This is a genomic window from Sphingobium chungbukense (assembly GCF_001005725.1).
Taxonomy (GTDB): Bacteria; Pseudomonadota; Alphaproteobacteria; order Sphingomonadales; family Sphingomonadaceae; genus Sphingobium; species Sphingobium chungbukense.
This window is the reverse complement of record NZ_LBIC01000007.1, coordinates 85,890-111,156: the sequence shown is the minus strand read 5'-3', so window position 1 is coordinate 111,156 and position 25,267 is coordinate 85,890. Positions and strand designations below refer to the sequence as shown.

General features: G+C 64.6%; 23 protein-coding genes, 3 tRNA genes, 1 other RNA gene and 1 pseudogene. 14 read left to right on the top strand and 14 right to left on the bottom strand.

What is annotated here, in order from left to right; translation table 11 throughout:
* Positions 1-4: 4 nt before the first annotated feature.
* Genes YP76_RS15385 through YP76_RS15370 form a run of 4 tightly spaced genes read right to left on the bottom strand, consistent with a single transcriptional unit; the run spans position 5 to position 4,193 of the window.
* Positions 5-1,414 carry a sugar porter family MFS transporter gene (locus YP76_RS15385; protein ID WP_046764511.1) on the bottom strand — a complete coding sequence of 470 codons (1,410 nt, stop codon included), beginning with the start codon at positions 1,412-1,414 and terminating at the stop codon, positions 5-7.
* A 22-nt stretch (positions 1,415-1,436) separates the two neighbouring features.
* The gene (locus YP76_RS15380) at positions 1,437-2,348 is read right to left on the bottom strand and encodes an SMP-30/gluconolactonase/LRE family protein (RefSeq protein WP_046764510.1); all 912 of its coding nucleotides are present in this window, start codon (positions 2,346-2,348) and stop codon (positions 1,437-1,439) included.
* On the bottom strand, positions 2,317-3,075 hold the full coding sequence (locus tag YP76_RS15375; RefSeq protein WP_046764509.1) for an SDR family NAD(P)-dependent oxidoreductase: 759 nt from the start codon (positions 3,073-3,075) through the stop codon (positions 2,317-2,319). Before YP76_RS15375 ends, YP76_RS15380 begins: the two co-directional genes overlap by 32 nt.
* A complete protein-coding gene (locus YP76_RS15370; protein WP_046764508.1) occupies positions 3,072-4,193 on the bottom strand; it encodes a fumarylacetoacetate hydrolase family protein in 1,122 nt (373 codons plus the stop codon). The genes YP76_RS15375 and YP76_RS15370 overlap by 4 nt, the downstream gene beginning before the upstream one ends.
* 139 nt (positions 4,194-4,332) lie before the next feature.
* Between YP76_RS15370 and ku the strand changes: the two genes are divergently transcribed.
* The 3 genes from ku (at position 4,333) to YP76_RS15355 (ending at position 7,949) form a co-directional block, all read left to right on the top strand.
* Entirely contained in the window at positions 4,333-5,199 is an 867-nt protein-coding gene (gene ku, locus YP76_RS15365) for a non-homologous end joining protein Ku (RefSeq protein ID WP_046764507.1), read from the top strand.
* Between the two features lie 3 nt (positions 5,200-5,202).
* Entirely contained in the window at positions 5,203-7,692 is a 2,490-nt protein-coding gene (gene ligD, locus YP76_RS15360; RefSeq protein WP_046764506.1) for a DNA ligase D, read from the top strand.
* Between the two features lie 68 nt (positions 7,693-7,760).
* Positions 7,761-7,949 carry a hypothetical protein gene (locus tag YP76_RS15355; protein WP_046764505.1) on the top strand — a complete coding sequence of 63 codons (189 nt, stop codon included), beginning with the start codon at positions 7,761-7,763 and terminating at the stop codon, positions 7,947-7,949.
* A gap of 105 nt (positions 7,950-8,054) precedes the next feature.
* Here the strand turns inward: YP76_RS15355 and YP76_RS15350 are convergent, their stop codons facing one another.
* Positions 8,055-8,408 (bottom strand): EF-hand domain-containing protein, encoded by a 354-nt coding sequence (locus YP76_RS15350; protein ID WP_408640446.1) that lies wholly within the window; start codon positions 8,406-8,408, stop codon positions 8,055-8,057.
* 282 nt (positions 8,409-8,690) lie between these two features.
* Here YP76_RS15350 and purB point away from each other — a divergent pair, with 282 nt between their 5' ends.
* Positions 8,691-10,004 (top strand): adenylosuccinate lyase, encoded by a 1,314-nt coding sequence (purB, locus tag YP76_RS15345; protein ID WP_046764504.1) that lies wholly within the window; start codon positions 8,691-8,693, stop codon positions 10,002-10,004.
* Between the two features lie 121 nt (positions 10,005-10,125).
* Here purB and YP76_RS15340 read toward each other — a convergent pair whose 3' ends face one another.
* The 3 genes from YP76_RS15340 to YP76_RS15330 all read right to left on the bottom strand — a co-directional run bounded on the left by YP76_RS15340 (position 10,126) and on the right by YP76_RS15330 (position 11,955).
* The gene (locus tag YP76_RS15340) at positions 10,126-11,199 is read right to left on the bottom strand and encodes a LacI family DNA-binding transcriptional regulator (RefSeq protein WP_232307578.1); all 1,074 of its coding nucleotides are present in this window, start codon (positions 11,197-11,199) and stop codon (positions 10,126-10,128) included.
* 278 nt (positions 11,200-11,477) lie between these two features.
* Positions 11,478-11,554: transfer RNA gene (locus YP76_RS15335), tRNA-Pro, on the bottom strand.
* 104 nt (positions 11,555-11,658) lie between these two features.
* Positions 11,659-11,955, bottom strand: coding sequence for a JAB domain-containing protein (locus tag YP76_RS15330; RefSeq protein WP_046764503.1), 297 nt, complete (start codon positions 11,953-11,955; stop codon positions 11,659-11,661).
* Positions 11,956-12,130: 175 nt separating this feature from the next.
* Between YP76_RS15330 and thyA the strand changes: the two genes are divergently transcribed.
* From thyA to YP76_RS15310, 4 genes and pseudogenes are all read left to right on the top strand, one after another.
* Entirely contained in the window at positions 12,131-13,075 is a 945-nt protein-coding gene (gene thyA / locus YP76_RS15325; RefSeq protein ID WP_046764502.1) for a thymidylate synthase, read from the top strand.
* A gap of 110 nt (positions 13,076-13,185) precedes the next feature.
* The gene (locus YP76_RS15320) at positions 13,186-14,484 is read left to right on the top strand and encodes a 3-methyl-2-oxobutanoate dehydrogenase (2-methylpropanoyl-transferring) subunit alpha (protein ID WP_046764501.1); all 1,299 of its coding nucleotides are present in this window, start codon (positions 13,186-13,188) and stop codon (positions 14,482-14,484) included.
* A gap of 119 nt (positions 14,485-14,603) precedes the next feature.
* Positions 14,604-15,608, top strand: coding sequence for an alpha-ketoacid dehydrogenase subunit beta (locus YP76_RS15315; protein WP_046764887.1), 1,005 nt, complete (start codon positions 14,604-14,606; stop codon positions 15,606-15,608).
* Between the two features lie 6 nt (positions 15,609-15,614).
* Positions 15,615-16,858: pseudogene (locus tag YP76_RS15310) on the top strand (dihydrolipoamide acetyltransferase family protein).
* 66 nt (positions 16,859-16,924) lie between these two features.
* Here YP76_RS15310 and YP76_RS15305 read toward each other — a convergent pair.
* Positions 16,925-17,392, bottom strand: a complete 468-nt coding sequence (locus YP76_RS15305; protein WP_046764500.1) for a hypothetical protein — start codon at positions 17,390-17,392, stop codon at positions 16,925-16,927.
* A gap of 172 nt (positions 17,393-17,564) precedes the next feature.
* On the opposite strand from YP76_RS15305, the gene YP76_RS15300 reads away from it, so the two are divergent.
* The 3 genes from YP76_RS15300 (at position 17,565) to YP76_RS15290 (ending at position 18,997) form a co-directional block, all read left to right on the top strand.
* The gene (locus YP76_RS15300) at positions 17,565-18,719 is read left to right on the top strand and encodes an AI-2E family transporter (protein WP_046764499.1); all 1,155 of its coding nucleotides are present in this window, start codon (positions 17,565-17,567) and stop codon (positions 18,717-18,719) included.
* 41 nt (positions 18,720-18,760) lie between these two features.
* Positions 18,761-18,837 (top strand) — tRNA-Asp (locus tag YP76_RS15295).
* 83 nt (positions 18,838-18,920) lie between these two features.
* A tRNA-Asp gene (locus YP76_RS15290) sits at positions 18,921-18,997 on the top strand.
* 215 nt (positions 18,998-19,212) lie between these two features.
* Here YP76_RS15290 and YP76_RS15285 read toward each other — a convergent pair.
* The 5 genes from YP76_RS15285 to YP76_RS15270 form a co-directional block, all read right to left on the bottom strand.
* On the bottom strand, positions 19,213-19,455 hold the full coding sequence (locus YP76_RS15285) for a DUF2842 domain-containing protein (protein WP_046764498.1): 243 nt from the start codon (positions 19,453-19,455) through the stop codon (positions 19,213-19,215).
* A gap of 16 nt (positions 19,456-19,471) precedes the next feature.
* A complete protein-coding gene (locus YP76_RS15280; RefSeq protein ID WP_046764497.1) occupies positions 19,472-20,044 on the bottom strand; it encodes a 5-formyltetrahydrofolate cyclo-ligase in 573 nt (190 codons plus the stop codon).
* 29 nt (positions 20,045-20,073) lie between these two features.
* A non-coding RNA gene (ssrS, locus tag YP76_RS29395) (6S RNA) lies at positions 20,074-20,230 on the bottom strand.
* A 12-nt stretch (positions 20,231-20,242) separates the two neighbouring features.
* Positions 20,243-20,578, bottom strand: coding sequence for a cell division protein ZapA (locus YP76_RS15275; RefSeq protein ID WP_046764496.1), 336 nt, complete (start codon positions 20,576-20,578; stop codon positions 20,243-20,245).
* Complete coding sequence (locus YP76_RS15270) at positions 20,571-20,765, bottom strand: hypothetical protein (protein ID WP_232307577.1); 195 nt, start codon at positions 20,763-20,765, stop codon at positions 20,571-20,573. The genes YP76_RS15275 and YP76_RS15270 overlap by 8 nt, the downstream gene beginning before the upstream one ends.
* 175 nt (positions 20,766-20,940) lie before the next feature.
* Between YP76_RS15270 and tkt the strand changes: the two genes are divergently transcribed.
* The 3 genes from tkt (at position 20,941) to YP76_RS15255 (ending at position 25,217) form a co-directional block, all read left to right on the top strand.
* Positions 20,941-22,905 (top strand): transketolase, encoded by a 1,965-nt coding sequence (gene tkt / locus YP76_RS15265; protein WP_046764495.1) that lies wholly within the window; start codon positions 20,941-20,943, stop codon positions 22,903-22,905.
* A 28-nt stretch (positions 22,906-22,933) separates the two neighbouring features.
* On the top strand, positions 22,934-23,944 hold the full coding sequence (gap, locus tag YP76_RS15260; protein WP_046764494.1) for a type I glyceraldehyde-3-phosphate dehydrogenase: 1,011 nt from the start codon (positions 22,934-22,936) through the stop codon (positions 23,942-23,944).
* A 70-nt stretch (positions 23,945-24,014) separates the two neighbouring features.
* Positions 24,015-25,217: a phosphoglycerate kinase gene (locus YP76_RS15255; RefSeq protein WP_046764493.1), complete on the top strand. Its 1,203-nt coding sequence runs from the start codon at positions 24,015-24,017 to the stop codon at positions 25,215-25,217.
* Positions 25,218-25,267: the final 50 nt, after the last annotated feature.

Here is a 25,267-nt window from a genome sequence, read left to right as displayed (position 1 = left end):
TGGCTCAGCCGACCATATCCTCCAGTTCGCGCCCCTTCGTCTCATGCACCAGCGCGCGGACGAAGAAGAAGGAAATGGCCGCGAAGATCGCATAGCCGGTATAGGTGATCGTCAGCCCCGGCGACACGGCGAGCGCCGGGAAGCTCACCGAAATCGCCGCATTGGCGATCCACTGGGCAAAGCCCGACACGGCGAGGCCCGATCCCCGGATCTGGTTCGGGAACATCTCGCCCAACATCACCCACATGATCGGACCCCAGCTCATGTTGAAGAAGATCACGTAGAGATTGGCGGCGATCAGCGCGATCAGGCCGTTATTGCCGGGCAGCACCACGCCGTTCGCGCCCTCGATGGCGGTGGAGAAGGCATAGGCCACCGTCGCCAGCGTCACCGCCATGCCCGCCGACCCCATCAGCAGCAGCGGCTTGCGCCCGATCCGGTCGACCAGTGCGATGGTGCCAAGGCAGGCGCCGATCGACAGCGCGCCGGACAGGATGTTGATCTGGAGCGCGTTATCCTCCGAAAAGCCGACCGCTTCCCACAAGGTCGCGCCATAATAGAAGACGACGTTGATGCCGACGAGCTGCTGGAACACGGCAAGGCCGATGCCGGTCCAGACGATCGGGCGGATCTTGCCGCTGCCCTTGTCGATCAGGTCGCTGAGCTTGGGGCGATGATGGTCGGCGGCAAGGCTCGCGCGGATTTCCGCGACCTTGCGCGTCGCTTCCCCGGCGCCGAACAGCCGGGTCAGCACGGCGTGAGCGCGTTCGTCCTGCCCGCGCGTCACCAGATAGCGGGGGCTTTCCGGGATCACCAGCAGCGCGACGAAGTAGATGGCGGCGGGGATCGCCTGCAACCAGAACATCCAGCGCCAGGCCGGGAAACCCAGCCACAATTCCGCCGTCGACCCGCCAGCATAGCGCGCCAGCACGAAATTCGCGACGAAGGCGCCGGTCAGGCCGGAAATGATCATCACCTGCTGCACGCTGGACAGGCGCCCGCGCACCGCGGCCGGGGTCACTTCGGAAATATAGACGGGCGAAATGACGCTCGCCGCGCCGACGCCCAGACCGCCGATGATGCGCGCGAAGATGAAGATCGCCGAAGACCCGGCGGCCCCGGCGAGCAGGGCGCTCACCAGGAACAGCACCGCCGCCAGCATCATGACGCCGCGCCGTCCGATCAGGTCCGCCATCCGCCCGGCCAGGAAGGCGCCGATGGAAGATCCCACCAGGATCGCGCCGACATTGACGCCGATGCCCAGCTTGCCCAGGGCGAAGGCGCTTTCCAGCCCCTTTTGCGTGCCGTTGATGACGCCGCTGTCATAGCCGAACATGAACCCGCCGATGGTCGCCACGGCGACGATCGCGGCGATGAAGGCCATATTGACCCTCTCGGCACTCCCTTCGGTCATTTCCTATCCTTCCTGCTTATCGTTATGAAATGGCCGCGAGTGGACCGGGCAGTCCGCGCACGCCGGGATCGAAGGCAAAGAGGTCGCCCGCCAATGGCTGCTCGACAAGTTGGCGGTCCGTCAAGCCCTTGCGTGCGGTGGTGGCATAGCCGACCGACAGATCGGCCCCGCCAAAGGCGATCTTGGTGACGTTCGCGACCGGGAAACGGACCTCCGTCATCAATTTTCCGGCCGGATCGTAACGCCGCGCCGCCCAGCCGGCGAACAGTCCGGTCCAAAGGCATCCCTCTGCATCCACCGTGGGTCCGTCGGGGTAGCCCGCGCCCTCCTCTATCTCCACGAACAGGCTGGTGTCGTGGAGCGCGCCGTCATCGGCGATGCGCGTGCGCCAGATGCGCTTGCCCAGCGTGTCGGTGTGATAGAGCGATCGGCCGTGGGGCGAGAGGGCGGGGCCGTTGGTGATCGACACGCGAGCCAGCCCGCTTTCGACCAGCACGCCCTTGTGCAGCCGGTAGAAGCGTCCGCTGTCCGCTTCCTCGGCATCGTCCATCGACCCGAACCACAGGCCGCCCAACGGATCCACGGCGGCGTCGTTCAGCCGGTTGCCGGGCAGATGCGCCTCGGGCGCATGGAGCAGGGTGAAGTCACCCGAAGCCGGATCGAAGCGATGGACCCCGCTTTGCAGTCCCGTCGCGAACAGTCCGTCGTCGGTCGGCACGATCCAGCCGACCTGCGCGGGTGCATCCCAGCTACGCCCCACGCCCAATTCGGGATCGAAGCGATGGATGCGCCTGTCCTTGATGTCGACGAACCACAGCGCCGCATCCCGCGCGACCCAGACCGGTCCCTCGCCCAATATCGCGCCGACGCCCCAGATGCTTTGCGGCTGCGATGCCACGGCGTCAGCGCCAGCCGGCGTCGATGAAATAATCATGGCCGGTGCACATGCGGGCATCGTCGGAGGCCAGGAACATCGCCAGCGCCGCCACGTCGGCGGGCAGGATGCGCCCGTCCAGGCACTGGGCCGCGACGATCTCGGCCTCGCCCTCGGGCGTGTACCATTTCTCCTGGCGCGGCGTCTTCACATTGCCGGGGATGATGGTGTTGACGCGGATATTGTCGCGGCCAAGGTCGCGGGCCAGGCTGCGCGTCAGCCCTTCGATCGCGGCCTTGGCGGTCTGGTACAGCACCAGATCGGGCAGGGCGAGATGCCAGCTTATCGATCCGAAATTCAGGATCACGCCGCCTCCCGCGCGCCGCATCGCCGGCACCGCCGCCTGCGCCGCGAAGAAAAGGTGGCGCAGGTTCACGGCGATGCGCTCGTCCCAATAGGCCGGGGTCACGTCGTCCACGCCATGCCGGTCGTCATTGGCGGCGTTGTTGATCAGGATATCCATCCCGCCAAGCTGTTGCTCCACCTGTGCCATCATCCCCTGCACCGCATCGATGTCACGCAGGTCGCAATGGTGGAAGATCGGAGGGAAGGCGGCATCGCTCAGCCGTTCGACCAGTGCTTCGCTTTCCGCTTTGGCGATGTCGCAAAAGGCGACGCGCGCGCCCTGCGCGGCGAAGGCCTCGACCAGCCCTTCGCCGATGCCGCTGCCGCCGCCGCTGATGAAGACGCGCTTGTCCTTGAGACTGGGATAGAGGGCGCGATTCATGCGAGCAGGCCCCGCTTGGCGAGATTGGTCATCAGCGCGGCCAGGCCGAAACCCCAGGGTGCGGCCTCCTTCGATGTCACCACCGGGTTCACCAGCTTGCCGAGGCGAGGGGTGGAGATGGCGACGACATCGCCGACCTTATGGGTAAAGCCGCGGCCCGGTTCGTCCCGGTCCTGTACAGGCGCGAACAGGGTCCCCAGGAACAGCGCGAAGCCGTCGGGATAATGATGTTCCGACAGCGTCTGGCGTACCAGTTCCAGCGGATCGCGGCTGATCTGGTTCATGCTGCTGCTGCCTTCGAGGCGATAGCCCTCCGGTCCGTCGATCGTCAGCTCCACCTCCGCATTGCGGACATCGTCGATGGTGAAATCCGCGTCGAACAGGCGGATCAGAGGCCCGAGCGAGCAGGAGGCATTATTGTCCTTGGCCTTGCCGAGCAGAAGCGCCGAGCGGCCCTCGAAATCGCGCAGATTGACGTCGTTGCCCAGCGTCGCGCCGACGGCCCTGCCGCTCGCGTCGACGATCAGCACGATTTCCGGTTCCGGATTGTTCCAGGTGGAGTCCGACCGGATGCCGATCTCGGCCCCCGCGCCCACGGTGGACAGCACCGGCGACTTGGTGAAGACCTCCGCGTCGGGGCCGATCGCCACCTCCAGATATTGGGACCAGACACCATCCTCGATCAGCGCCTGCTTGAGCGCGGCGGCCTGGCCGGAACCCGGCACGACCGCGCGGATCGATCCGCCGACCCGTTCCTCCAGCCGTGCGCGGATGTCCGCTGCGGCGTCGGCATTGCCGCGCGCCCGTTCCTCGATCACGCGCTCGATGGCGGAAAGGGCGAAGGTCACGCCGCAGGCCTTGACGCATTGCAGGTCGATCGGACTGAGCAACGGCAGGTCCAGCGTATCCAGCGCGCCCAGCCGTTCACCCTGGTCGGCTGACAGGGGCAGCCGCTCGACCAGTTGCGCGACCGTCGGCGCCACGCGGCTCATGTCGAAAGCGATGCCGCCTTCGACCAATATCGGGCTGGGCCCGTCCGCCGTTTCGACGCGGCCAAGGAACAGACCCGACCGCCAGTCGGCGGGCAGGCCATCGAGCAGCAAGGGGGCGCCCGGCATCATCGACTCCTAAACATTACCGTAATTGATAGCGCTACCAACATGACTGGCGACCGAAGTCAAGACCCCAGCAGTCGTAGACGGGGAACTGTGCTTCCATTCGCGCATTCATTCATGGAAAAACGGAGGCTGCCCACTCATGGCCGCGCGCGCATATTGGCAGGGTCAGATTCGCCTGGCGCTGGTTTCGATCCCGGTGGAAATCTATGCCGCCACCAGGTCCGGCGCCCAAATCGCCTTTCATCAGATCCATCAGCCGACCGGCAAGCGCGTCCGCTACGAAAAGACCGTCCCCGGCCTTGGCCCGGTCAAGCCGGAGGATATCGTCAAGGGTTTCGAGGTCTCCAAGGGCGATTACGTCCTTCTCCAGCCCGACGAGATCGAGGCGGTGAAGCTGGAGAGCAAGAAGACGCTCGAATTGACCCAGTTCGTCGAGGCGAGCGAGATCGACGTGCTCTATTATGAACGGCCTTATTATGTGGTTCCCGCGGACGATCTGGCCGAGGAGGCCTTCATCGTCCTGCGGGAGGCGCTGCGGCGGACCAGGAAGGTCGGGCTTGGCCAACTCGCGATGCGGGGGCGGGAATATATCGTGTCGCTGAAGTCCTGCGGCCGCGGCATGGTGCTGGAGACGCTGCGCTATGCCGATGAGGTGAACCGCGCCCAAGGCTATTTCCGCGATATCGAGGATGCCGAGCCCGACGCGGAACTGCTCGATCTGGCCGAAACGCTGATCGAGAAGAAGACGGCGCCCTTCAAGCCCGACAGCTTCCACGACCGCTATGTCGATGCGCTGGAACGGCTGATCGAGAAGAAGAAAAAGGCCAAGGGCCGCCATATCATCGAGGACAAGGAGGAGGCTCCCGCCCGGCGCGGCAGCAATGTGATCGACCTGATGGCGGCCCTCAAGAAATCGGTCGACACCGGCAGTGCGAAGGCGCCCACCCGAAAGGCTGCTGCCCCCAAAACCCCGGCGCGCAAGCCTGCCGCGCGCAAGCGGGCCTGAGTCATGGCGGCGGCCGATCCCCTCAGCCTTTACAACCGCAAGCGCGATTTCACCCGTACCAGGGAACCGGCCGGCAAGCGCGGTCGCGGTCGCGGCAACAATTTCATCGTCCAGAAGCATGACGCCACCCGGCTGCATTATGATTTCCGCCTTGAGATGGATGGCGTGCTCAAGAGCTGGGCGGTCACCCGGGGCCCAAGCCTTGATCCCGGCGACAAGCGTCTGGCCGTTCGGACGGAGGATCATCCGCTGTCCTATGCCGGGTTCGAAGGCACCATTCCAAAGGGCGAATATGGCGGCGGTACGGTGATGCTCTGGGATGAGGGGAGGTGGGAGCCCGTCCCGGGAAAAAGCGCGAAGGACCTGGACAAGGGCCATCTTCATTTCATCCTCCATGGAACACGCATGCAGGGAGAATGGCTGCTTATCCGGTTGAAGCCGAAAGGCCGGGAAAAGCATGAAAACTGGCTGCTTCGCAAAATCGACGATGCCTATGCGGCAAGCGCCGACACGCTGACCGCCCGCGAGCTGACCAGCGTCAAGAGCGGCCGTACCATGGGCGAGATCGCAGCCGGTGCGCCGAGCGTTTCCCTGAAGGGCAAGAAAGGCAAGGCATTCGACGCCGCGATGGCGAAGGCGGCGGCTGCCACGCCCGCCAAGGCTTCGGCCAGGGCGCGCCCGCCCAAGCCACCCGGCTTTCAGCCACCGCAGCTCGCCACGCTGGTCGATGCCGTGCCCACCGGCAGCGGCTGGATGCATGAGATCAAATATGACGGCTATCGGTGCCTGCTGTCGGTTGCGGGCGGCAAGGCGACGATCTTCACCCGCACAGGGCTGGACTGGACGGGGCGGTTCGCGGACATCGCATCGGAAATTGGCGGCATGGACCTGCCCCCGGCACTGATCGATGGGGAGATCGTGGCGCTCGATGATGAGGGAAATCCTGACTTTTCCACGCTACAGCGCACCCTGAAGGGCGAGGGGCAGGCGGCTCTCCACCTCTTTGCCTTCGACCTGCTCCGGCTGGACGGCCAGGATTTGACCGATCAGCCCAATATCACCCGCAAGGAGAAACTCGCTGCCCTGTTGGGGGACGGTACGGCCCATATCCATTTTGCCGATCATGTCGTTGGCGCCGGCGAAAAGCTGTTCCACGCGCTATGCGAGGCAGGGCAGGAAGGGATCATCTCCAAGCGCGCCGACGCGGCCTATCGCGGCGCCCGCACGAAGAACTGGCTCAAGGTCAAATGCACCCGGCGGCAGGAATTCGTCGTCGTCGGCTGGACGCCGAGCAGTGCGTCGGGGCGCGCCATTCGCAACCTGCTGCTTGCGCAGAATGAGAGCCAGGGGCTGGTTTATGCCGGGAAGGTCGGCACCGGCTTCAACCTTGCCAATAGTGAGGAACTGGTCGCGGCGCTGGCCCGGCGATCGCGCAAGACCGCCGCGCTCCCTGTCCCGCGCAGCGAAACGCGCGGAGTGAAATGGGTCCGCCCCGATCTGGTCGCGGAAATCGCCTTCGCCGAATTCACCGCCGATCATGTCGTCCGTCACGCCAGCTTCCTTGGCCTGCGCGAGGACAAGGCGGCAAGGGACGTTACCGCCGAGAAAGCCATGCCCACCCCGCAACCCCGAAGCGACGTCACGATCAGCCATCCCGATCGCCTGATCTTTCCCGAGGCGAAGATCAGCAAGGGCCAGCTTGCCGATTATTATGCGGCGATGGGCGGGGCGATGCTGCCCTGGATCGCCGGCCGTCCGATCAGTCTCGTCCGTTGTCCCCAGGGCAGGGCGAAGAAATGCTTCTTCCAGAAACATGACAGCGGCAGCTTCGGCGATCATGTGAAGCATGTGCCGATCCGCGAGAAGGACGGGAGCAAGGAAGACTATCTCTATGTCGAGGATACGGACGGCCTGATCGCCTGCGTCCAGATGGGGGCGATCGAATTTCACGGCTGGGGTTCGCTGGTGCGGGATGTGGAACGTCCCGACCGCATGGTGTTCGATCTCGATCCCGATGAGGGACTGGATTTCGGGGATGTGAAGAAGGCGGCCCGCGACATCCGGCGCGCCCTCGACGATCTGGGACTGACCAGCTTTGCGATGCTTTCGGGCGGTAAGGGGGTGCATGTCGTCGTGCCGCTGACCCCGGAAGCCGAATGGCCGCAGGTCAAGGATTTCGCGGACCGCTTCGCCCGGGCGCTGGCCGCGTCGGAACCGGACCGCTTTACCGCGACGATGAGCAAGGCCAAGCGCAAGGGACGGATCTTCATCGATTGGCTGCGCAACCAGCGAGGAGCCACCGCCGTGCTGCCCTATGTCGTGCGTGCCCGAGAACTGGCTCCCGTCGCCGCGCCGGTCAGTTGGGATGAACTTGCGGATATGGATGGCGCCGCGCATTTCACGGTCAAGGATGTCGCGGCACTGCTTGATCGGGCATCGTCGCGCGCCCTTCGCGGCTGGGGTGTGGCCCGTCAGCTCCTGCCCGCCGTCTGACGGGCTGCAATATTTTCGCTGCATCCGCCTTTCCTGCGCTTGGGCTTTGTTGCATATCGGGAATCACCATGACGAAGCCGACCGAAGAAGCGCCCGAAAGCGGCGCCGCAACCTCCGTTTCCACCCCCGACAAGTCCGACATGGCCACCGCTGCGCGCAAATCGGCGGGCAAGGCAGTGTGGATGGGCACTGCCGTCGGCATCGGTTCCGCCGCGATCGTCGCGGCGCTGCTCTACGCGAACAAGAAGCGCGGCTGACTTTCCGCGCTGTGCAAAAAAGAGGCGGCATGGCCTTCGCTCCATGCCGCCTCATGATGCGACCCGTTTTGGGCTCATACCCGCCTCGGGGCGGGGTGGTTTATCTTATCCCGCGCCGCCGCTCAGATAGGCGATCAACTCCGGCTTGCTGACGGTAGCGCTCTTGTCGGCGTCTGCGGTGATGAAGGCGCCGTCGGCCCAGGCCGTCACCTCGGCCGGCGCCAGCGACGTGCCCGTCGCCTTGATCTCCTGGTCCTTCAGCGCCACCATCCAGCGGGAAAATTCCGCCTTGTCGAGCTGGCCGTCATGATTCTGGTCATAGGCCGGAAATTCGGTCTCGACGATCGATGCTACCGCATCGCCGGACTTGGCGGGCTGGGCCGCGTTGCCCTGGCCTTCATTGCCCTGCGGTGCGGCGCCGGCCTGTGCCAGCGCGGGCGCCGCAACGAAGATAGCCATCGTCAAAAGACAGGCGCGGATCATGACCTTCTCCAGAACAAGCTGTTCGATTTTCCAAAGGGATAATAACCAGATGAAATAGGGAAGTTCCTGGGTTTTTATGGATCCCGCCCCATTCGTCCCGCCATTTGGGTCGATTCGCCGCTCGATGCTGCGATTAATGGGATGAGGCACCCAAAAGCCGGTTCTCCCCGGGGTTCAAAAGCGTGCGATTTGCCCCCGGACGGTCGTGCTGCTAGGCGGCGCAGCGACTTTTCAACTCATGCACGCAGGATTCGCCCGATGGTCCCCCGTTACGCCCGCCCGCAAATGACCGCCCTCTGGGAGCCGGAGGCCCGTTTCAAGATCTGGTTCGAGATAGAGGCGCATGCGACCGAAAAGCTGGGCGAGCTGGGCGTGGTGCCCGAATCGGCGGCCAAGGCGCTGTGGGACTGGTGGGCGACCAATCCCGCCATCGACGTGCCTGCGATCGACGCGATCGAGGCCGTCACCAAGCATGACGTGATCGCCTTCCTGACCTGGGTGGCGGAGCAGGTGGGCGACGAAGCGCGCTTCATGCACCAGGGCATGACGTCGAGCGACGTGCTCGACACCTGCCTTGCCGTGCAGCTCAGCCGCGCCGCCGATATCCTGATCGAGGATCTCGACAAGCTGCTGGAGGTCATCAAGCGTCGTGCCTATGAGCATAAGCTGACCCCGACCATCGGCCGCAGCCATGGCATTCACGCGGAACCCGTGACCTTCGGCCTCAAGATGGCGGAGGCCTATGCCGAATTTTCGCGCTGCCGTGCTCGCCTGGTCGCTGCCCGCGAGGAGGTCGCGACTTGCGCCATTTCGGGCGCGGTCGGCACGTTCGCGAATATCGACCCGCGCGTGGAGGAGCATGTCGCCGAAAAGCTGGGCCTTGCGATAGAGCCGGTGTCGACGCAGGTCATTCCGCGCGACCGTCATGCCATGTTCTTCGCCACGCTGGGCGTGATCGCTTCGTCGATCGAGCGTCTGGCCGTCGAGGTCCGTCATTTGCAGCGCACCGAGGTTCTGGAAGCGGAGGAATATTTCTCGCCCGGCCAGAAGGGCAGTTCCGCCATGCCGCACAAGCGCAATCCGGTGCTGACCGAAAACCTCACGGGCCTCGCCCGCATGGTACGCAGCTATGCCCTGCCCGCGATGGAGAATGTCGCCCTGTGGCATGAGCGCGACATCAGCCACTCTTCGGTCGAGCGCTATATCGGGCCGGATGCCACCATCACGCTCGACTTCGCGCTGGGCCGCCTGACCGGGGTGATCGACAAGCTGCTCGTCTATCCCGAGCGGATGATGAAGAATCTCGACAAGATGGGGGGGCTCGTCCACTCGCAGCGCGTGCTGCTGGCGCTGACCCAGGCGGGCGTGAGCCGTGAGGACAGCTACCGCTATGTCCAGCGCAATGCGATGAAGGTCTGGGAATCGGACGGCCGGCTTTCGCTGATGGAATTGCTGAAGGCCGATCCGGACGTCGCCGCCGCGCTGACCGCCGATCAGATCGAGGAGAAGTTCAACCTCGATTACCATTTCCGTCAGGTCGACACGATCTTTGCACGCGTCTTTGGCGAATAAGAATCCGGTGACATAAGGAACATGATGAGGGCGCGGCAACGCGCCCTTTCTCGTCGGTTTCCACCAGCCGTGGAGACCACCCCCGCCTTGATCGCAAGACGATGGGCGGGACGGCGCAATCTCAATGCGGGACGGCGTCGGACTGTCGCCGGATCAGCTCATAGTCGAGCAGCAGATGGGAAGGCTTCTCCTCCGCTTTGCCCTTGCGTGCCTTGATCTGCTTGACCAGCAACTCGACGGCGGCGCGCGACATGGCGCTGATCGGCTGGCGGATCGTCGTCAGTTCGGGCCAGATGGTGGTGGCGAGCGAGGTGTCGTCGAAGCCGCAGACGGTGAGATCGCCCGGCACATCCAGTCCACTGCGATGGGCGATGGCGACGGTCGCCGCCGCCATGTCGTCATTGCTGGCGAAGATGGCGGTCGGCGGCTTGGGCAGCGCCAATATCCGCTCCGCCGCGTCCAGTCCGGACCGATAGGTGAAATAGCCCTGTTGGACCAGCGCATCATCCAACATTATGCCGGCTTCGGCCAGGGCGTCGCCATAGCCCTCGAAACGGCGCTGGCTGGCGCTCTGGTTGGGATGGCCCTTGATGAAGCCGATGCGCCGGTGACCGAGTGCGATCAGATGGCGGGTCATCGCCAGCGCGGCGGCATGATCGTCGATGCTGATGGCCGACATGTCGGCCGGGGCCTCGCCGGTCGCGACCGCCACGGCGACGATATTCGCGGCGATGAGCGCGTCCTTCATCGCCTGATGATCGCAGAGCGGCGGCGGCAGGATGACGCCGTTGATCCGGCCCCGCAACAGGTGATCGACCACCGTGGTGACGGCGGTTTCCTCATCCCATTTCTCGACCACCAGGTCGACGCCGCTGCGGCTTGCCTGATCCAGGCTGCCGACCAGGAACTCGCTCAGATAGGAGGCGGACGGGTTGCTGTAGAGCAGGCTGATCCGCGTTTCTTCGCCACCCGCCAGGCTGCGCGCCGCCGCGCTGGGTGAATAGTTGAGCGCGGCGATCGCGGCTTCCACCTTTTCCCGCGTCGCGGCGCGCACGATCTGCTCGCCGTTGATGACGCGCGACACGGTCATGGGGGAGACGCCCGCATGTTTCGCGACATCGTTGATGGTGGGGGCGTTGCGCTGGCGGCGCGAACTTTTGGCTTCTGGCGGGGGCGGAGGCATATCGGCATTCATGGATGCGATGGTAGCGGGAAGCTCGCCCGAGGCTAAGCGAAATATTGCTGTGCCGGGCGGTGCGTCGGCATGACGATCTTCCGCCGACAGAAGGTGGCATCGGACGAGAGGATAATCGGCCGGTGCCGGAAACCGTTTCCGGATTCCGGCGTTCTTATCCCCGGCAGGTTGACGCCTGTTGTGCGACCCAAACTTGCCCCGCCTTCCTTCGCTGTCGGTCGGGGCATTTTTGCGGGGACCGCAGCGCCACTTCCTTGGGCCTGCGATGCAAGAATAATTGGTCGGGGAGAGAGGATTCGAACCTCCGGCCCCTGCCTCCCGAAGACAGTGCTCTACCAGGCTGAGCTACTCCCCGACCGTGCGCAGGTCCGTTTTCAGGCGGTCCCGCTGGGCAGGCCGCAGCCTATAGAGGCGGCTTTTCCGGCTGGCAAGCGGGGGACGAAGAAATTTTTGGACCATTCACAGCAGCCCGGCTTCGCGGAAGCTGAAGTGATTGTTTCCGGCATGAATGACATGGTCGGCGAGCGCGATCTCGATGGGGCGAAGGCGTTTCGAAAGACTTCGGGTCAGGTGGATGTCCGCCCAGCCGGGCAGGGAGATGCCCGTGCGTTGCTGATCGAGGGCGACCCAGCGGCTGTCCCAGCGGAGCAGCCTGTCGACGATGCCGCGCCAGTCGTGATCCGCCCGCAACCGGTCGAGCGGTCGCCATTCGTCGTCGAGAACGAGGAGATGCAGGGAGGAGGAAAGCACACACATGCATGGCAGGATGCCCTGACGCCGCGATCGTGACAGGGGGATGCTGCTCCCATTCGGAGCGAACGGCGCGCTATCTGATCCGTTTCGCAGCATTTGGCGCGGACGGGCGGCTCGGCTACATGCGGGAAGGCCATCGCCAGAATCAGGCGAGAATCAGGCCAGCAGAAACAGAAAGATGTCCGCCTTGACCAGCCCGTCGGCCCATTATGAGCAGCAATATCTGGACCTGATGCGGCAGATCTGGCGGCATGGCGACGAACGGATCGACCGGACGGGTGTGGGGACGCGGTCGATATTGGGCGCGACCATGCGTTTCTCGCTGGCTGACGATGCCGTGCCGCTGCTGACCACCAAGCGCGTCTATTGGAAGGTCGCCGCGCGGGAGATGCTGTGGTTCCTGACCGGCGACACCAATATCCGCGAGTTGGTGCGGCAGGGCGTGCATATCTGGACCGATTGGCCGCTGGATGCCTATCGGCGCGCGACCGGAGAAGAGATGGATCGCGACATTTTCGAGGCGCGGATCGTCGAGGATGAGGCCTTTGCGGCGCGCTGGGGCGATCTGGGGCCGGTCTATGGCGCGCAATGGGTGAACTGGCCGCGCTATGAGGAGGTCGGGGACGGTCTCTACCGCCGGGCGGCGAAGGGGCATAACCAGATCGCCGATCTGGTCGAGGGCATCAGGAACAATCCGGGGTCGCGGCGTTTGCTGTTCACCGGATGGAATGTGGCGGAGGTATCGCGCATGGCGCTGCCGCCCTGCCACATGACCTATCAGTTTCAGGTCGCGGACGGGCGGCTGAACGGGCTGCTGTTCCAGCGCAGCTGCGATCTGGGGCTGGGTTTCGCCTTCAACATCTTCGGCCTGTCGATGATCACGCGGATGCTGGCACAGCAATGCGACCTGGAGCCGGGCGAGGTCGTCTGGCAGGGCGGGGACGTCCATCTCTATCTCAACCATGCCGGGCTGGTGGAGGAGCAGATCGGCCGAAATCCGTCTGGCGCGCCCAAATTGCGGATCAATCGGCGGCCTTCATCGATTTTCGACTATCGAATCGAAGATTTCGAGGTGATTGATTACGCGCCACAAAGGCACATTCCGGCACCCGTGGCGGTCTGACGACGCGGGAAGCGCTTGCGGCGAATGGGTCAGTAAGACTTGCCTTTGTGAGTGTTGTAATATAATAATTGCTGTACGCAATATTATTGCAACGCACAAAAGGAGGCAGGATGAGCGACCGGATCTATTCGGACGCCGGAAGGGATGGGGCGGGGCGCAATCTGCCTCCGCTGCGGCTGCATGTGCCGGAGCCGAAATTCCGCCCGGGCGACACCGCCGATTTCAGCGACTTCGATATCCCGCCCGCGGGCGCCCAGGCCCGGCCGGACGAGACGGCGCAACCGGCGGGGATACGCGATCTGGCCTATGGGCTGGTTCGCGTGCTGGATGAAGAGGGCGCCGCGGTCGGTCCCTGGGACCCGAAGCTGCCGCCCGAGACATTGCTCAAGATGCTGCGCGCCATGGCGCTGACGCGGGCTTTCGACGAGCGCATGTTCCGGGCGCAGCGGCAGGGCAAGACCAGCTTCTACATGAAGTCGAAGGGCGAGGAGGCGGTGTCGGTCGCGGCCGCGCTGGCGCTGGCGAGCGACGACATGTGCTTCCCCAGCTATCGCCAGCAGGGCATATTGATCACGCGCGGCTGGTCGATCGTCGACATGATGAACCAGATCTATTCGAACAAGGGCGACCGGCTGAAGGGGCGTCAGCTTCCCATCATGTATTCCGCGCGGGAGGCGGGGTTCTTCTCCATCTCCGGCAATCTCACGACTCAATATCCGCAGGCGGTCGGCTGGGCGATGGCCAGCGCGGCGCGGGGGGATACGCGGATCGCGGCGACCTGGTGCGGTGAGGGGTCGACGGCGGAGGGCGACTTCCATTCGGCCTGCACCTTCGCCAGCGTCTATCGGGCGCCGGTGATCATGAATGTCGTGAACAATCAGTGGGCGATCAGCAGCTTTTCGGGCTTTGCGGGAGCGGAGGCGACGACCTTTGCGGCGCGGGCCATCGGCTATGGCATTGCGGGGCTGCGGGTCGACGGCAATGATGCGCTGGCGGTCTATGCCGCGACGCGCTGGGCCGCCGACCGGGCGCGGGCCAATGCCGGGCCGACGCTGATCGAGCATTTCACCTATCGGGTGGAGGGGCACAGCACGTCGGACGATCCCAGCGCCTATCGCTCCGCCGACGAGGCCAGCCACTGGCCGCTGGGCGATCCGATCGCGCGGTTGAAGAAGCATTGCATCGGTCTGGGCATATGGGACGAGGATCGCCACGCGGCGATGGACAAGGAATTGGCCGAAATGGTCCGCGACGCCGCGAAGGAGGCGGAGAAGAACGGCATTCTCGGCCATGGCCTGCACCATCATCCGCTCAAGACCATGTTCGAGGGCGTGTTCGAGGAGATGCCCTGGCACCTGCGCGAACAGCAGCAGGCAATGCTGGATGAATGGAAGGCGGCTGGCCTGTGAGCGAAGCGAACGAACCCAACGCTATGAGCGAAGCGAACGAACCCAACGCTATGAGCGAAGCGAACGAACCCAACGCTGCGAGCGGGATCATGACCGAAACGCACGGCGAGGTCGTGCAGATGAACATGATCCAGGCGATCAACAGCGCGCTGGACGTGATGATGGCCCGTGACCCGGACGTGGTCGTGATGGGGGAGGATGTCGGCTATTTCGGCGGCGTCTTCCGCGCAACGGCGGGGTTGCAGCAGAAATATGGCAAGAACCGCGTGTTCGACACGCCGATCACGGAATGCGGCATCATCGGCGTCGCGGTGGGCATGGGTGCCTATGGCCTGCGGCCTGTGCCGGAAATCCAGTTTGCGGACTATATCTATCCGGCGCTGGACCAGCTGGTGTCGGAAGCGGCGCGGCTGCGTTACCGGTCGGCGGGCGAGTTCATCTCCCCCATGACGGTCCGCTCCCCCTTTGGCGGCGGGATTTTCGGGGGGCAGACGCACAGCCAGTCGCCCGAGGGCATCTTCACCCATGTGTCGGGGGTGAAGACGGTGATCCCCTCGACGCCCTATGATGCCAAGGGGCTGCTGATCGCGGCGATCGAGGATAATGATCCGGTGATCTTCTTCGAACCCAAACGCATCTATAACGGGCCGTTCGATGGGCATTATGACACGCCGGCGAAGAGCTGGGCCGGGCATGAGGCGGCGCAGGTGCCGACGGGCTATTACCGGGTGCCGCTGGGCGAGGCGCGGGTGGCGCGGCCGGGCGCGGCGCTGACGGTGCTCTGCTATGGCACGATGGTCCATGTGGTCGAGAACACGGTGCGCGAAATGGGCGTCGATGCCGAGATACTCGACCTGCGGACGCTGGTGCCGCTGGATATCGAGGCGATCGAACGGTCGGTGAAGAAGACCGGGCGCTGCCTGATCGTGCATGAGGCGACGCGGACCAGCGGTTTCGGCGCGGAACTGATGGCGCTGGTGCAGGAGCGTTGCTTCTATCATCTCGAAGCGCCGATCGAGCGCGTGACCGGCTTCGACACGCCTTATCCGCATAGTCTGGAATGGGCTTATTTCCCCGGCCCGGTGCGGATTCGCGAAGCCATCAACAAGATTTTGAAGGACTGACAGGCCATGGCGCTTTTTACGTTCAGGCTGCCGGATATCGGCGAAGGCATTGCGGAAGCGGAGATCGTCGGCTGGCATGTGAAGGTCGGGGATCGGGTCGAGGAAGACCAGCCGATCGCCGACATGATGACCGACAAGGCGACGGTGGAGATGGAAACGCCGGTCGCGGGCGTCGTGGTCCGGCTGGCGGGCGAGCCGGGGAGCAGATCGCCATCGGATCGATGCTGGTGGAAATCGAGACGGAGGGGGAGGCCGAGGCGCCTTCCGAGGTTGCGGAAGCGGCTGAAGTTCCAGCTCCTGTTGCTGCCGAGCCCGCGCCGGTCGTCGTGGAAGAACAGCCGCCCGCTCCCGCAGCCACCCCAGCGGTCAAGGAAGAGGAAGTCGTCAAGGTGGAGGTTCTTGCTTCGCCCGCGGTTCGCGCGCGGGCGAAGGAACTGGGCATCGACCTTAGCCAGGTGAAGCCGAACGGCGATCATATCCGGCATTCCGACCTTGACGCTTTCCTGCTTTACGGGTCGGGGCAGGGCTATCGGCCTGCCGGGCGCACCGCCAGGCGCGCCGACGAGGCGGTCAAGGTCATCGGCATGCGCCGCCGCATCGCGGAGAATATGGCCGCATCCAAGCGGAACATTCCGCATTTCTCCTATGTCGAGGAAATCGACGTCACCGCGTTGGAGGAGATGCGTGAGCAGTTGAACGCCCATCGCGGCGACAAGCCCAAGCTCACCATGATGCCGCTGCTGATCGTGGCGATCTGCCGCGCATTGCCCGAATTCCCGATGCTGAACGCGCGCTATGACGATGAGGCTGGTGTGGTGACGCGTTATGGCGCGGTGCATATGGGCATGGCGACCCAGACCGACGCGGGGCTGATGGTGCCGGTGATCCGGGATGCGCAGGATCGCAATGTCTGGCAGTTGGCGGCGGAGATCAGGCGGTTGGCCGATGCGGCGCGGACGGGCAAGGCGAAGTCGGAGGAACTGTCGGGTTCGACGCTGACACTGACTTCGCTGGGGCCGCTGGGCGGGATCGCGACCACGCCGGTCATCAACCGGCCGGAAGTCGCGATCATCGGGCCCAATCGGATCATCGAGCGGCCGGTGTTCCGGGGCAGGGAAGTGGTGCCCGCCAAGCTCATGAACCTGTCGATCAGTTGCGACCATCGCGTGGTGGATGGCTGGGATGCGGCAAGCTTCGTCCAGGCGGTACGGAAGTTGCTGGAGACGCCGGTTCTGCTGTTCGCGGATTAGGGATGTCGGAGTGGTTGGGTGCGCGCCCGGTGGATTTCCGGGCTTCCCTGCCAATCCTCCGATATTTCAGCGCACTGTCGCGCGGTAGCTGAGGCGGCCGCTTTCGCCGGGGGAGATTTCTTGCGGGACGGTCCAGCGGACATGGGTGATGTCCGCCGGGATCGCCCGGCGGGTGCCACCGAGCGCCGTCGGCAGCCAGAGGTCGGTCAGGCGGCCCCAATGGGCGCCGCCGTCGACCGAGACCTGCATCGCCGGATCGGAGAGGTCGAGTTGCGCCCCGCGCGGAACGGCGTTGGTGACGGCAAGGTTGCGGACAGGGCGTGAGCCTTGGTTGCGCCAGTTCACCACGAGAATCACCTGGTCGCCCGATCCGGCGCGGTCGGCACTTTGCAGGATGCGGCGTTCCCGGCCGTTGATGTCGGTGCTCGTCCGTTCGACGAACATCTGCGTTTCCAGCCTGATGTCCTGCCGCGCCTGCGCGATGTGCGGCACGCCCAGACAGGCCAGGGCAACGAACCAAACCCCCGATTTCATGCCAGTCCCCCGACTTCCTTTCTCGCCGAATGTGGCAGCCAAGTGCCGAAGATTTGGTTAAGGCCTTGTTTCCCTTGCTATCCATCTGTTTCGCTGATGTAAATTGACGCACGCAAATTGACGGAGAGGGGCCGCCCGTGCAGAAAAAGGGCGACGGGCAGGGAATTCGGGCGTGACACCTCAGGAACAGCAGGAGATTAACAGGCGCCGGGACCGGCTGCTGGCGTCGATCGCGTTGACGACCGGGATCGGGCTGATGTTGGCCTTGCCCTTCGCCTTGCAGGAGGGGGCGGAGTTTTTCCTGCCGCTGACGGCCGCTTTGGTGGTCGCGATCGCGTTGGTGCCCTTTCTGGAATGGATGGAGCGGCGGGGCGTGCCTTCGCCGCTGGCGGCGCTGACGGCGGTGATCGCCTTCCTGCTGGTGGCCAATACGGCCTTGGTGCTGATCGTCGTCCCCGCAGCCGACTGGTTTCGGCTGTTGCCGGAGCGACTGCCCAAGATTCAGAATAATCTGGCGCCGCTGATCGACTTTTATTCGCAACTCCAGCGCTTCGTGGACGAGACGGTGCAGATGCTGGCGACGGGGCCGGTGGCGGCGGCGCAGACGGCAGCGGTGGATGCGCCACGATCATTGCTGCAATTTGCCGCTACCTCCGCGCCTTCGGCCATCATCCAGATGGTGTTCGCGCTGCTCATCATCTATTTCTTCCTCGCCGGCTGGACGAAGTTGCGGCGGCGGACGATCAACAGCCGCGAAAGTTTCGACGGCGCTATGGCCGTGGCGCGGGTGATCCAGAATGTCGTGGACGCGACCTCCGCCTATGTGCTGACGATCGCCACCATCAACCTGTGCCTGGGGCTGGCGGTCGCCTTTGCCCTGTGGCTGATCGGCATGCCGTCGCCGCTGATGTGGGGCGGCATCGTCGCGCTGCTGAATTTCGTGCCCTATTTCGGGCCGATGCTGGTCGCTGTGCTGCTGGCACTGGGCGGCCTTATGGTGTTCGACGATGTGTGGAAGGCGTTGCTGCCCGCCGCGCTCCAGATCGGCTTTCATCTGGTCGAGGCCAATTTCGTGACGCCGACGATTCTTGGGCGGCGGCTGACCATGAACCCGCTGCTGATTCTGGTGTCGCTGACCTTCTGGGGATGGGTGTGGGGGACGCCGGGCGCCTTGCTGGGTGTGCCGTTGCTGATCATCATCCAGACCGTGGTTTCCGCCGCCGGAACGCCGGATATCGCCGGTTTCCTGTTCGAGCGCGGCACGTTGACAGTGTCCCCGCGCAAAGAAAATGACGAAAGCCAAGAAACTCATGTTGCAGACAGTTGACAGGGGGAACGGGGCCGCATAGATGCCCGCCCACACCGAACGCGGGTGTAGCTCAGTTGGTTAGAGCGCCGGCCTGTCACGCCGGAGGTCGCGGGTTCGAGCCCCGTCACTCGCGCCATTTCTCATAGGGAAGTGGATGGTTTTTTCAGATCAGCATCGTCTGGCGATCTTTTCAGGATCGCGCCAAGATGCCGCCCTTGCGCGGGTGTAGCTCAGTTGGTTAGAGCGCCGGCCTGTCACGCCGGAGGTCGCGGGTTCGAGCCCCGTCACTCGCGCCACTCCTCATTCTTTGGGATCGACTTGCCCGGGAGCTGCCTGCATCGGTATGGCGGGTTTTGGCCAATAGGGGACGTTAAGCGATACGTGTTCCTGCGAAGGCAGGAACCCAGTTCAGACGGTGCGATTATACACGGAAGGCGGGACTGGGCTCCTGCCTTCGCAGGAGCACGGTGTAAAGGAAGGCGGGCGGTCCACGCTCCACCCCTCACCGCCTTCAGAACCTCCGCCAGCGCCCCGTTTCCATCCAGGAGAGCAGGCGTTTCAGCGGCAATATCCAAATCCAGATCAGGCCGAGAAACACATAGACCGGCACTTGGACGATCATCGGCAATCGCCCGATCAAGCCGGAAAGGCTGCCTACCAGCACGGCCCAGAGCGCGATCAGCCCCAATATCATGAACATGCCGGCGGGCTTGCGCCAACTTGGTTTATAGTGGTGGCGGGGGTCGATGCTCATTCTCGGATGCTCACTTTCAGGCGCCTTCGATCAGTTCGATTTCGGTCAGGATCAAATGCAGCGGCAAATCCCACGGATCGGCGGGCAGTTCCTCCTGCTCCTGCACCGACCATGCAAGACCCACGCGCAGGGCATCGGGATAGCGGGCAAAGGCGCGGTCATAATAGCCGCCGCCCTGACCCAGCCGGTTCATCGCCCGGTCGAAACCGACCAGCGGCGCAATGATGACGTCGGGCACGACCGGCCCGTCGCCCGGTTCGGGATGGCTGGTGCGGAAGGGCCCGGGCTGGAGCGGCGCGTCCGTGTGCCATTGCAGGAAATCCATGGAGCCAAGCCGATCCAGCACGCGGGGCAAGGCCAGCGTCTTGCCCATGGCCTGCAACGGAGCCGCGAGCCGCTGGGCGGGGGCTTCGTCGTCCAGACCCATGTAAAGCGCCACCACCTGCGTATCGGCCAGCCGCCGGGCGAGCGGCGAGGGGATCACCTTGAACGCCAGCCGGTGCGCCAGCGGATCGAGCGAGGCCACGAAAGCGCGCCGCCTTTGCCGGGCGATCGCGCGCAGGGTCGCCTTTTCGGTGTCGTCGCTCATCTTGGGGCCCTGGGATTGGGGAGGAGGGTGACGGGACCGCCTCGGCCGTGTGCTGGAAAATCCTCTGACGCCTCAACGTCAGGTGGGAACCATGTAGATCGGGCCGGAGCCCGCCCAGGGACAGTCCCCGTGGATGTGATTATCGCCTCAGGGATGTTCGCTAAAGCTCGTACCGCGCAGTGCCCGTCACCTGTCTATCTAGGCTTCGGGCGCGGCGTCGACAAGCCTTTCGCGCAGCTTTTCTATGCGGGTGGTGAGGGATTCGAGGGCGCGGATGGCAGGTTCGTCCTCCGGCTCCAGCGCCAGGCTCTGCTGCCGGCCGATCGCCTCGCGCTTCAGGTCGTTGAGTTCGTCGGCCAGGAAGAGCGCGGCGAAGAGGAGCGTGCGCACTTCGGTCAGCCCTGGCGTGTTCTGCTGCGCCAACCGCGCCTTGCGCTCGATCAGGTTGGCGAGATGCGCCAGATGCGCTTCCTCGCCATCGCGGCAGCGTATGTCGTAGACGCGCCCGGCGATGTGCAATGTGGTTTCAGCCACCGTTCTGGCCCTTCAATTCCGTGATGAGACTGTCCAGCGAGCGCAGCGCCGATCGGGCAGCCGCAGCGTCGACGCCGGAGGATGGGTCGTAGGAGGCGGCCGACGAAAGGCCGTCCACATCTTGTTCGAACCGGTCGATCGCACGCTCCAGCGCGCGGATCGCCTGCATCATGCGGTCGCTTGCCATGGTCCCACGCATAGACAAAGTTTTCGCCGCGCAAAAGCAGTCATTCGGCGGCTTGGCGCGCCCCCGGGGCCGCCCGTAGTTGACGCCTTGTCCCTGAGTCGACAAAGGGAGCGCAAACTCGACTCGACGGCCTGAACAGGGGGCCGCTTGAAAAGCCAGGAAAGACGCCGCGCCGATGACCGTTTCCGAAAAGTCCCTCGCCAACGCCATCCGGGCGCTTTCCATGGACGCGGTGCAGGCCGCCAACAGCGGCCATCCGGGCATGCCGATGGGCATGGCCGACGTCGCCACAGTGCTGTTCAAGGATTATCTGAAGTTCGATCCCAAGGCGCCGAAATGGGCCGATCGCGACCGCTTCGTGCTGTCGGCGGGTCATGGGTCGATGCTGATCTATTCGCTGCTGCATCTGACCGGCTATGCCAAGCCGACGATGGAGGACATCGCCAATTTCCGCCAGCTCAGCAGCCCCTGCGCCGGGCATCCCGAGAATTTCGAACTGGCGGGCGTGGAAGCGACCACCGGGCCGCTGGGGTCGGGCCTTGCCACGGCTGTCGGCATGGCGATTGCCGAGCGGCATCTGAACACGCAGTTCGGGGATGAGATCGTCGATCACCGGACCTGGGTGCTGGCCGGGGACGGCTGCCTGATGGAAGGCATCAACCATGAAGCGATCGGTCTGGCGGGACATCTGAACCTTGGCCGCCTGATCGTGCTGTGGGACGATAACAAGATCACCATCGACGGCGCGGTCGACCTGTCGAGCAGCGAGGATGTGCGGGCGCGCTATGCCGCGACCGGCTGGCATGTCGTGTCCTGCGACGGTCATGACGTGGCCGATGTGCGCCGCGCCATCGATGAGGCGCTGGCCGATCCGCGTCCGTCGCTGGTCGCCTGCGCCACCAAGATCGGCTATGGCGCGCCGAACAAGGCGGGCACTTCGGGCGTCCATGGATCGGCGCTGGGCGAGGCGGAAGTCGCAGCTGCCCGCGAATTCCTTGGCTGGACGGCTGAGCCTTTCGTGATCCCCGAGGATATTGCCGCCGCCTGGCAGGCGATCGGAGCCAAGGGCGGCGACGCCCATGCTGCCTGGGCCGATCGGCTTGGCGCCAACGGGCAGAAGGCGGAGTTCGAGCGGCGCATGGCTGGCGAGCTGCCCGGCGGTTTCTCGCTCGACGCCTATATCGACACGCTGATCGCCAATCCGCAGAAGGTCGCCACCCGCAAGGCGAGCGAGCTGACACTGGGCGCGATCAACGACCTGTTGCCCGAAACGCTGGGCGGTTCGGCGGACCTCACCGGCTCCAACAACACCAAGACCAAGTCGACCGGGCCGCTGACAAAGGATGATTATTCGGGCCGTTACGTCTATTACGGCATTCGCGAGTTCGGCATGGCCTGCGCGATGAACGGCATGGCGCTGCATGGCGGCGTCATTCCCTATGGCGGCACCTTCCTAGTCTTTTCCGACTATATGCGCGGCGGCATCCGCCTGGCCGCGCTCCAGCAGATCCGCGCCATCCATGTGCTGACCCATGACTCCATCGGTCTGGGCGAAGACGGCCCGACCCACCAGCCGATCGAGCATGTCATGTCGCTGCGCATGATCCCGAACCTCGATGTCTATCGTCCGGCGGACATCGTCGAGACGGCAGAGTGCTGGGAATTGGCGCTTAAGGACGCGACCGGCCCCTCGGTGCTGGCGCTGACCCGCCAGAACCTGCCGCAGCTTCGCACCGAGAAGAGCGAAAATCTCTCCGCCAAGGGCGCCTATCGCCTGAAGGCCGCAACCGCCGAGCGCAAGGTGGTGCTGGTCGCGACCGGCTCCGAAGTCGAGATCGCCGTCGCCACCGCCGCTCTGCTGGAAGAGCAGGGCATCGGCGCCGACGTCGTCTCCATGCCGAGCTGGGCGCATTTCGACGCGCAGCCGCAGGCGTATAAGGATGATCTCCTTCCGCACCATGTCCTGCGCGCCTCGATTGAGGCAGGGACGACTTTCGGCTGGGAGCGTTATGTCGGCATCGCCGGTCTGCGCTTCGGCATCGATACGTTCGGCGCCTCGGCTCCGGCGGAAGTGCTCTACGATCATTTCGGCCTGACCGCCGCCAAGATCGCGCCGCAGATCGCTGCCGCGCTCGACTGAAATTCAAACCAACCGGGAGACAAGTGCAGTGGCAACGAAGGTAGCAATCAACGGTTTCGGCCGCATCGGCCGTCTGGTCGCCCGCGCGATCCTGTCGCGGACCGACCATGATCTGGAACTGGTGAGCATCAACGACCTGGGCGATGCCAAGTCCAATGCCCTGCTGTTCAAGCGCGATTCCGTGCACGGCAACTGGGCCGGCGAAGTCAGCGTCGACGGCAATTTCCTGGTCGTCGACGGCAAGCGCATCGCCGTGACCGCTGAGCGCGACCCCGCCAAGCTGCCGCACGCCGCGCAGGGCGTGGACATCGCGCTGGAATGCACCGGCATCTTCGCGGACAAGGAAAAGGCCAGCGCGCACCTGACCGCGGGCGCCAAGCGCGTCGTGATCTCCGCTCCGGCGACAGGCGTCGACAAGACCGTGGTGTTCGGCGTCAATCATGAGACGCTGACCGCCGACGACATCGTGATTTCGAACGCGAGCTGCACCACCAACTGCCTCGCCCCGCTGGCGAAGGTCCTGCACGATGCGATCGGCATCGAGCGCGGCTTCATGACCACGATCCACAGCTACACCAACGACCAGAACACGCTGGACCAGCTCCACAAGGACATGCGCCGCGCCCGCGCCGCTGCCCTGTCGATGATCCCGACCACCACCGGCGCCGCCCGCGCCGTGGGCGAGGTTCTGCCGGAGCTGAAGGGCAAGCTGGACGGCTCGTCGGTGCGCGTGCCGACCCCGAACGTCTCGGTCGTCGACCTGAAGTTCGACGCCAAGCGCGCGACCACCGTTCAGGAAGTCAACGACCTGCTGAAGGCCGCTTCGGAATCCGGCCCGCTCAAGGGCGTGCTCGGCTATTCGGACGAGCCGCTGGTGTCGATCGACTATAATGGCGATGCCCGCAGCTCGACCGTCGACAGCCTGGAAACGGCGGTCATCGACGGCACGCTGGTCCGCGTGCTGTCCTGGTACGACAATGAATGGGGCTTCTCGAACCGCATGATCGACACGACGGGTGTCGTGGCGAAGTTCCTCTAAACGACACGAACCCCGCCGGACCGCTCCGGCGGGGTTTTTCATCCAATTTCACGCGCTACAGGGAGCGATCATGGCAAAGCCGTTCAAGACACTCGACGACATGGGAGACATCACGGGCAAGGTGGTGCTGGTGCGCGAGGATCTGAACGTGCCGATGCAGGATGGTTCCGTGTCGGACGACACCCGTCTGCGCGCCGCCATGCCGACCGTGCTGGAACTGGCGGATCGTGGCGCAAAAGTGCTGATTCTCGCCCATTTCGGCCGTCCCAAGGGGCAGAAGAACCCGGAATTCTCTCTGTCGAAGATCACCCGGCCGCTGACGGCGGTGCTGGGCCGCGACGTGCAGTTCATTCCCGATTGCCAGGGCGAAGCGGCGACCGACGGCATTGCGGTGATGCGCAACGGCGACATCGCCATCCTTGAAAACACCCGCTTCCATGCCGGCGAGGAAAAGAACGATCCCGCGCTGGTCGACGCGATGGCGGCGATCGGCGATCTCTATGTCAACGACGCCTTCTCCGCCGCGCACCGCGCCCATGCCTCGACCGAGGGGCTGGCGCACAAGCTGCCCGCCTTTGCCGGGCGTTCGATGGAGAGGGAATTGGACGCGCTCCAGGCCGCGCTGGGCGAGCCGGTGAAGCCGGTCGCGGCGGTCGTCGGCGGCGCCAAGGTGTCGACCAAGCTCGACGTGCTGAACAATCTCGTCGCCAAGGTCGATCATCTGATCATCGGCGGCGGCATGGCCAACACCTTCCTTTATGCGCGCGGCGTCGATATCGGCAAGTCGCTGTGCGAGAAGGATCTCGCCGCAACCGCCGATGCGATCTTCGACAAGGCGGAAGCCGCGGGCTGCACTATCCATCTGCCCTATGACGTCGTGGTGTCGAAGGAATTCGCCGCCAATCCGCCGAGCCTGCGTACCTGCAATGTCCATGAAGTGGCCGAGGATGAGATGATCCTCGACGTCGGCCCTGCCGCTGTCGAGGCGTTGGGCGATGCGCTCAAGAACTGCCGGACTTTGGTGTGGAACGGCCCGCTCGGCGCGTTCGAGATCGCGCCCTTTGACAAGGCGACCGTGGCGCTGGCGAAAACCGCCGCTGCGCTCACCAAGGAAGGCGGGCTGACCTCCGTCGCGGGCGGCGGCGATACCGTCGCGGCGCTCAATCATGCGGGCGTGGCGGGCGATTTCAGCTTCGTTTCGACCGCTGGCGGCGCTTTCCTGGAGTGGATGGAAGGCAAGGAACTGCCCGGCGTCAAGGCGTTGATGGCCTGAACCAGATTGCGGGGCCGGCTCTGGAGAGTGGCTGGCCCGGCTCGAACGTG

What these genes read in the sequence shown, in the direction of transcription:
- YP76_RS15385 (WP_046764511.1), bottom strand. Translation starts at nt 1,414, where the DNA reads ATGACCGAAGGGAGTGCCGAGAGGGTCAATATGGCCTTCATCGCCGCG.
- YP76_RS15380 (WP_046764510.1), bottom strand. Translation starts at nt 2,348, where the DNA reads ATGATTATTTCATCGACGCCGGCTGGCGCTGACGCCGTGGCATCGCAG.
- YP76_RS15375 (WP_046764509.1), bottom strand. Translation starts at nt 3,075, where the DNA reads ATGAATCGCGCCCTCTATCCCAGTCTCAAGGACAAGCGCGTCTTCATC.
- YP76_RS15370 (WP_046764508.1), bottom strand. Translation starts at nt 4,193, where the DNA reads ATGCCGGGCGCCCCCTTGCTGCTCGATGGCCTGCCCGCCGACTGGCGG.
- ku (WP_046764507.1), top strand. Translation starts at nt 4,333, where the DNA reads ATGGCCGCGCGCGCATATTGGCAGGGTCAGATTCGCCTGGCGCTGGTT.
- ligD (WP_046764506.1), top strand. Translation starts at nt 5,203, where the DNA reads ATGGCGGCGGCCGATCCCCTCAGCCTTTACAACCGCAAGCGCGATTTC.
- YP76_RS15355 (WP_046764505.1), top strand. Translation starts at nt 7,761, where the DNA reads ATGACGAAGCCGACCGAAGAAGCGCCCGAAAGCGGCGCCGCAACCTCC.
- YP76_RS15350 (WP_408640446.1), bottom strand. Translation starts at nt 8,408, where the DNA reads ATGGCTATCTTCGTTGCGGCGCCCGCGCTGGCACAGGCCGGCGCCGCA.
- purB (WP_046764504.1), top strand. Translation starts at nt 8,691, where the DNA reads ATGGTCCCCCGTTACGCCCGCCCGCAAATGACCGCCCTCTGGGAGCCG.
- YP76_RS15340 (WP_232307578.1), bottom strand. Translation starts at nt 11,199, where the DNA reads ATGAATGCCGATATGCCTCCGCCCCCGCCAGAAGCCAAAAGTTCGCGC.
- YP76_RS15330 (WP_046764503.1), bottom strand. Translation starts at nt 11,955, where the DNA reads ATGTGTGTGCTTTCCTCCTCCCTGCATCTCCTCGTTCTCGACGACGAA.
- thyA (WP_046764502.1), top strand. Translation starts at nt 12,131, where the DNA reads ATGTCCGCCTTGACCAGCCCGTCGGCCCATTATGAGCAGCAATATCTG.
- YP76_RS15320 (WP_046764501.1), top strand. Translation starts at nt 13,186, where the DNA reads ATGAGCGACCGGATCTATTCGGACGCCGGAAGGGATGGGGCGGGGCGC.
- YP76_RS15315 (WP_046764887.1), top strand. Translation starts at nt 14,604, where the DNA reads ATGAACATGATCCAGGCGATCAACAGCGCGCTGGACGTGATGATGGCC.
- YP76_RS15305 (WP_046764500.1), bottom strand. Translation starts at nt 17,392, where the DNA reads ATGAAATCGGGGGTTTGGTTCGTTGCCCTGGCCTGTCTGGGCGTGCCG.
- YP76_RS15285 (WP_046764498.1), bottom strand. Translation starts at nt 19,455, where the DNA reads ATGAGCATCGACCCCCGCCACCACTATAAACCAAGTTGGCGCAAGCCC.
- YP76_RS15280 (WP_046764497.1), bottom strand. Translation starts at nt 20,044, where the DNA reads ATGAGCGACGACACCGAAAAGGCGACCCTGCGCGCGATCGCCCGGCAA.
- YP76_RS15270 (WP_232307577.1), bottom strand. Translation starts at nt 20,765, where the DNA reads ATGGCAAGCGACCGCATGATGCAGGCGATCCGCGCGCTGGAGCGTGCG.
- tkt (WP_046764495.1), top strand. Translation starts at nt 20,941, where the DNA reads ATGACCGTTTCCGAAAAGTCCCTCGCCAACGCCATCCGGGCGCTTTCC.
- YP76_RS15255 (WP_046764493.1), top strand. Translation starts at nt 24,015, where the DNA reads ATGGCAAAGCCGTTCAAGACACTCGACGACATGGGAGACATCACGGGC.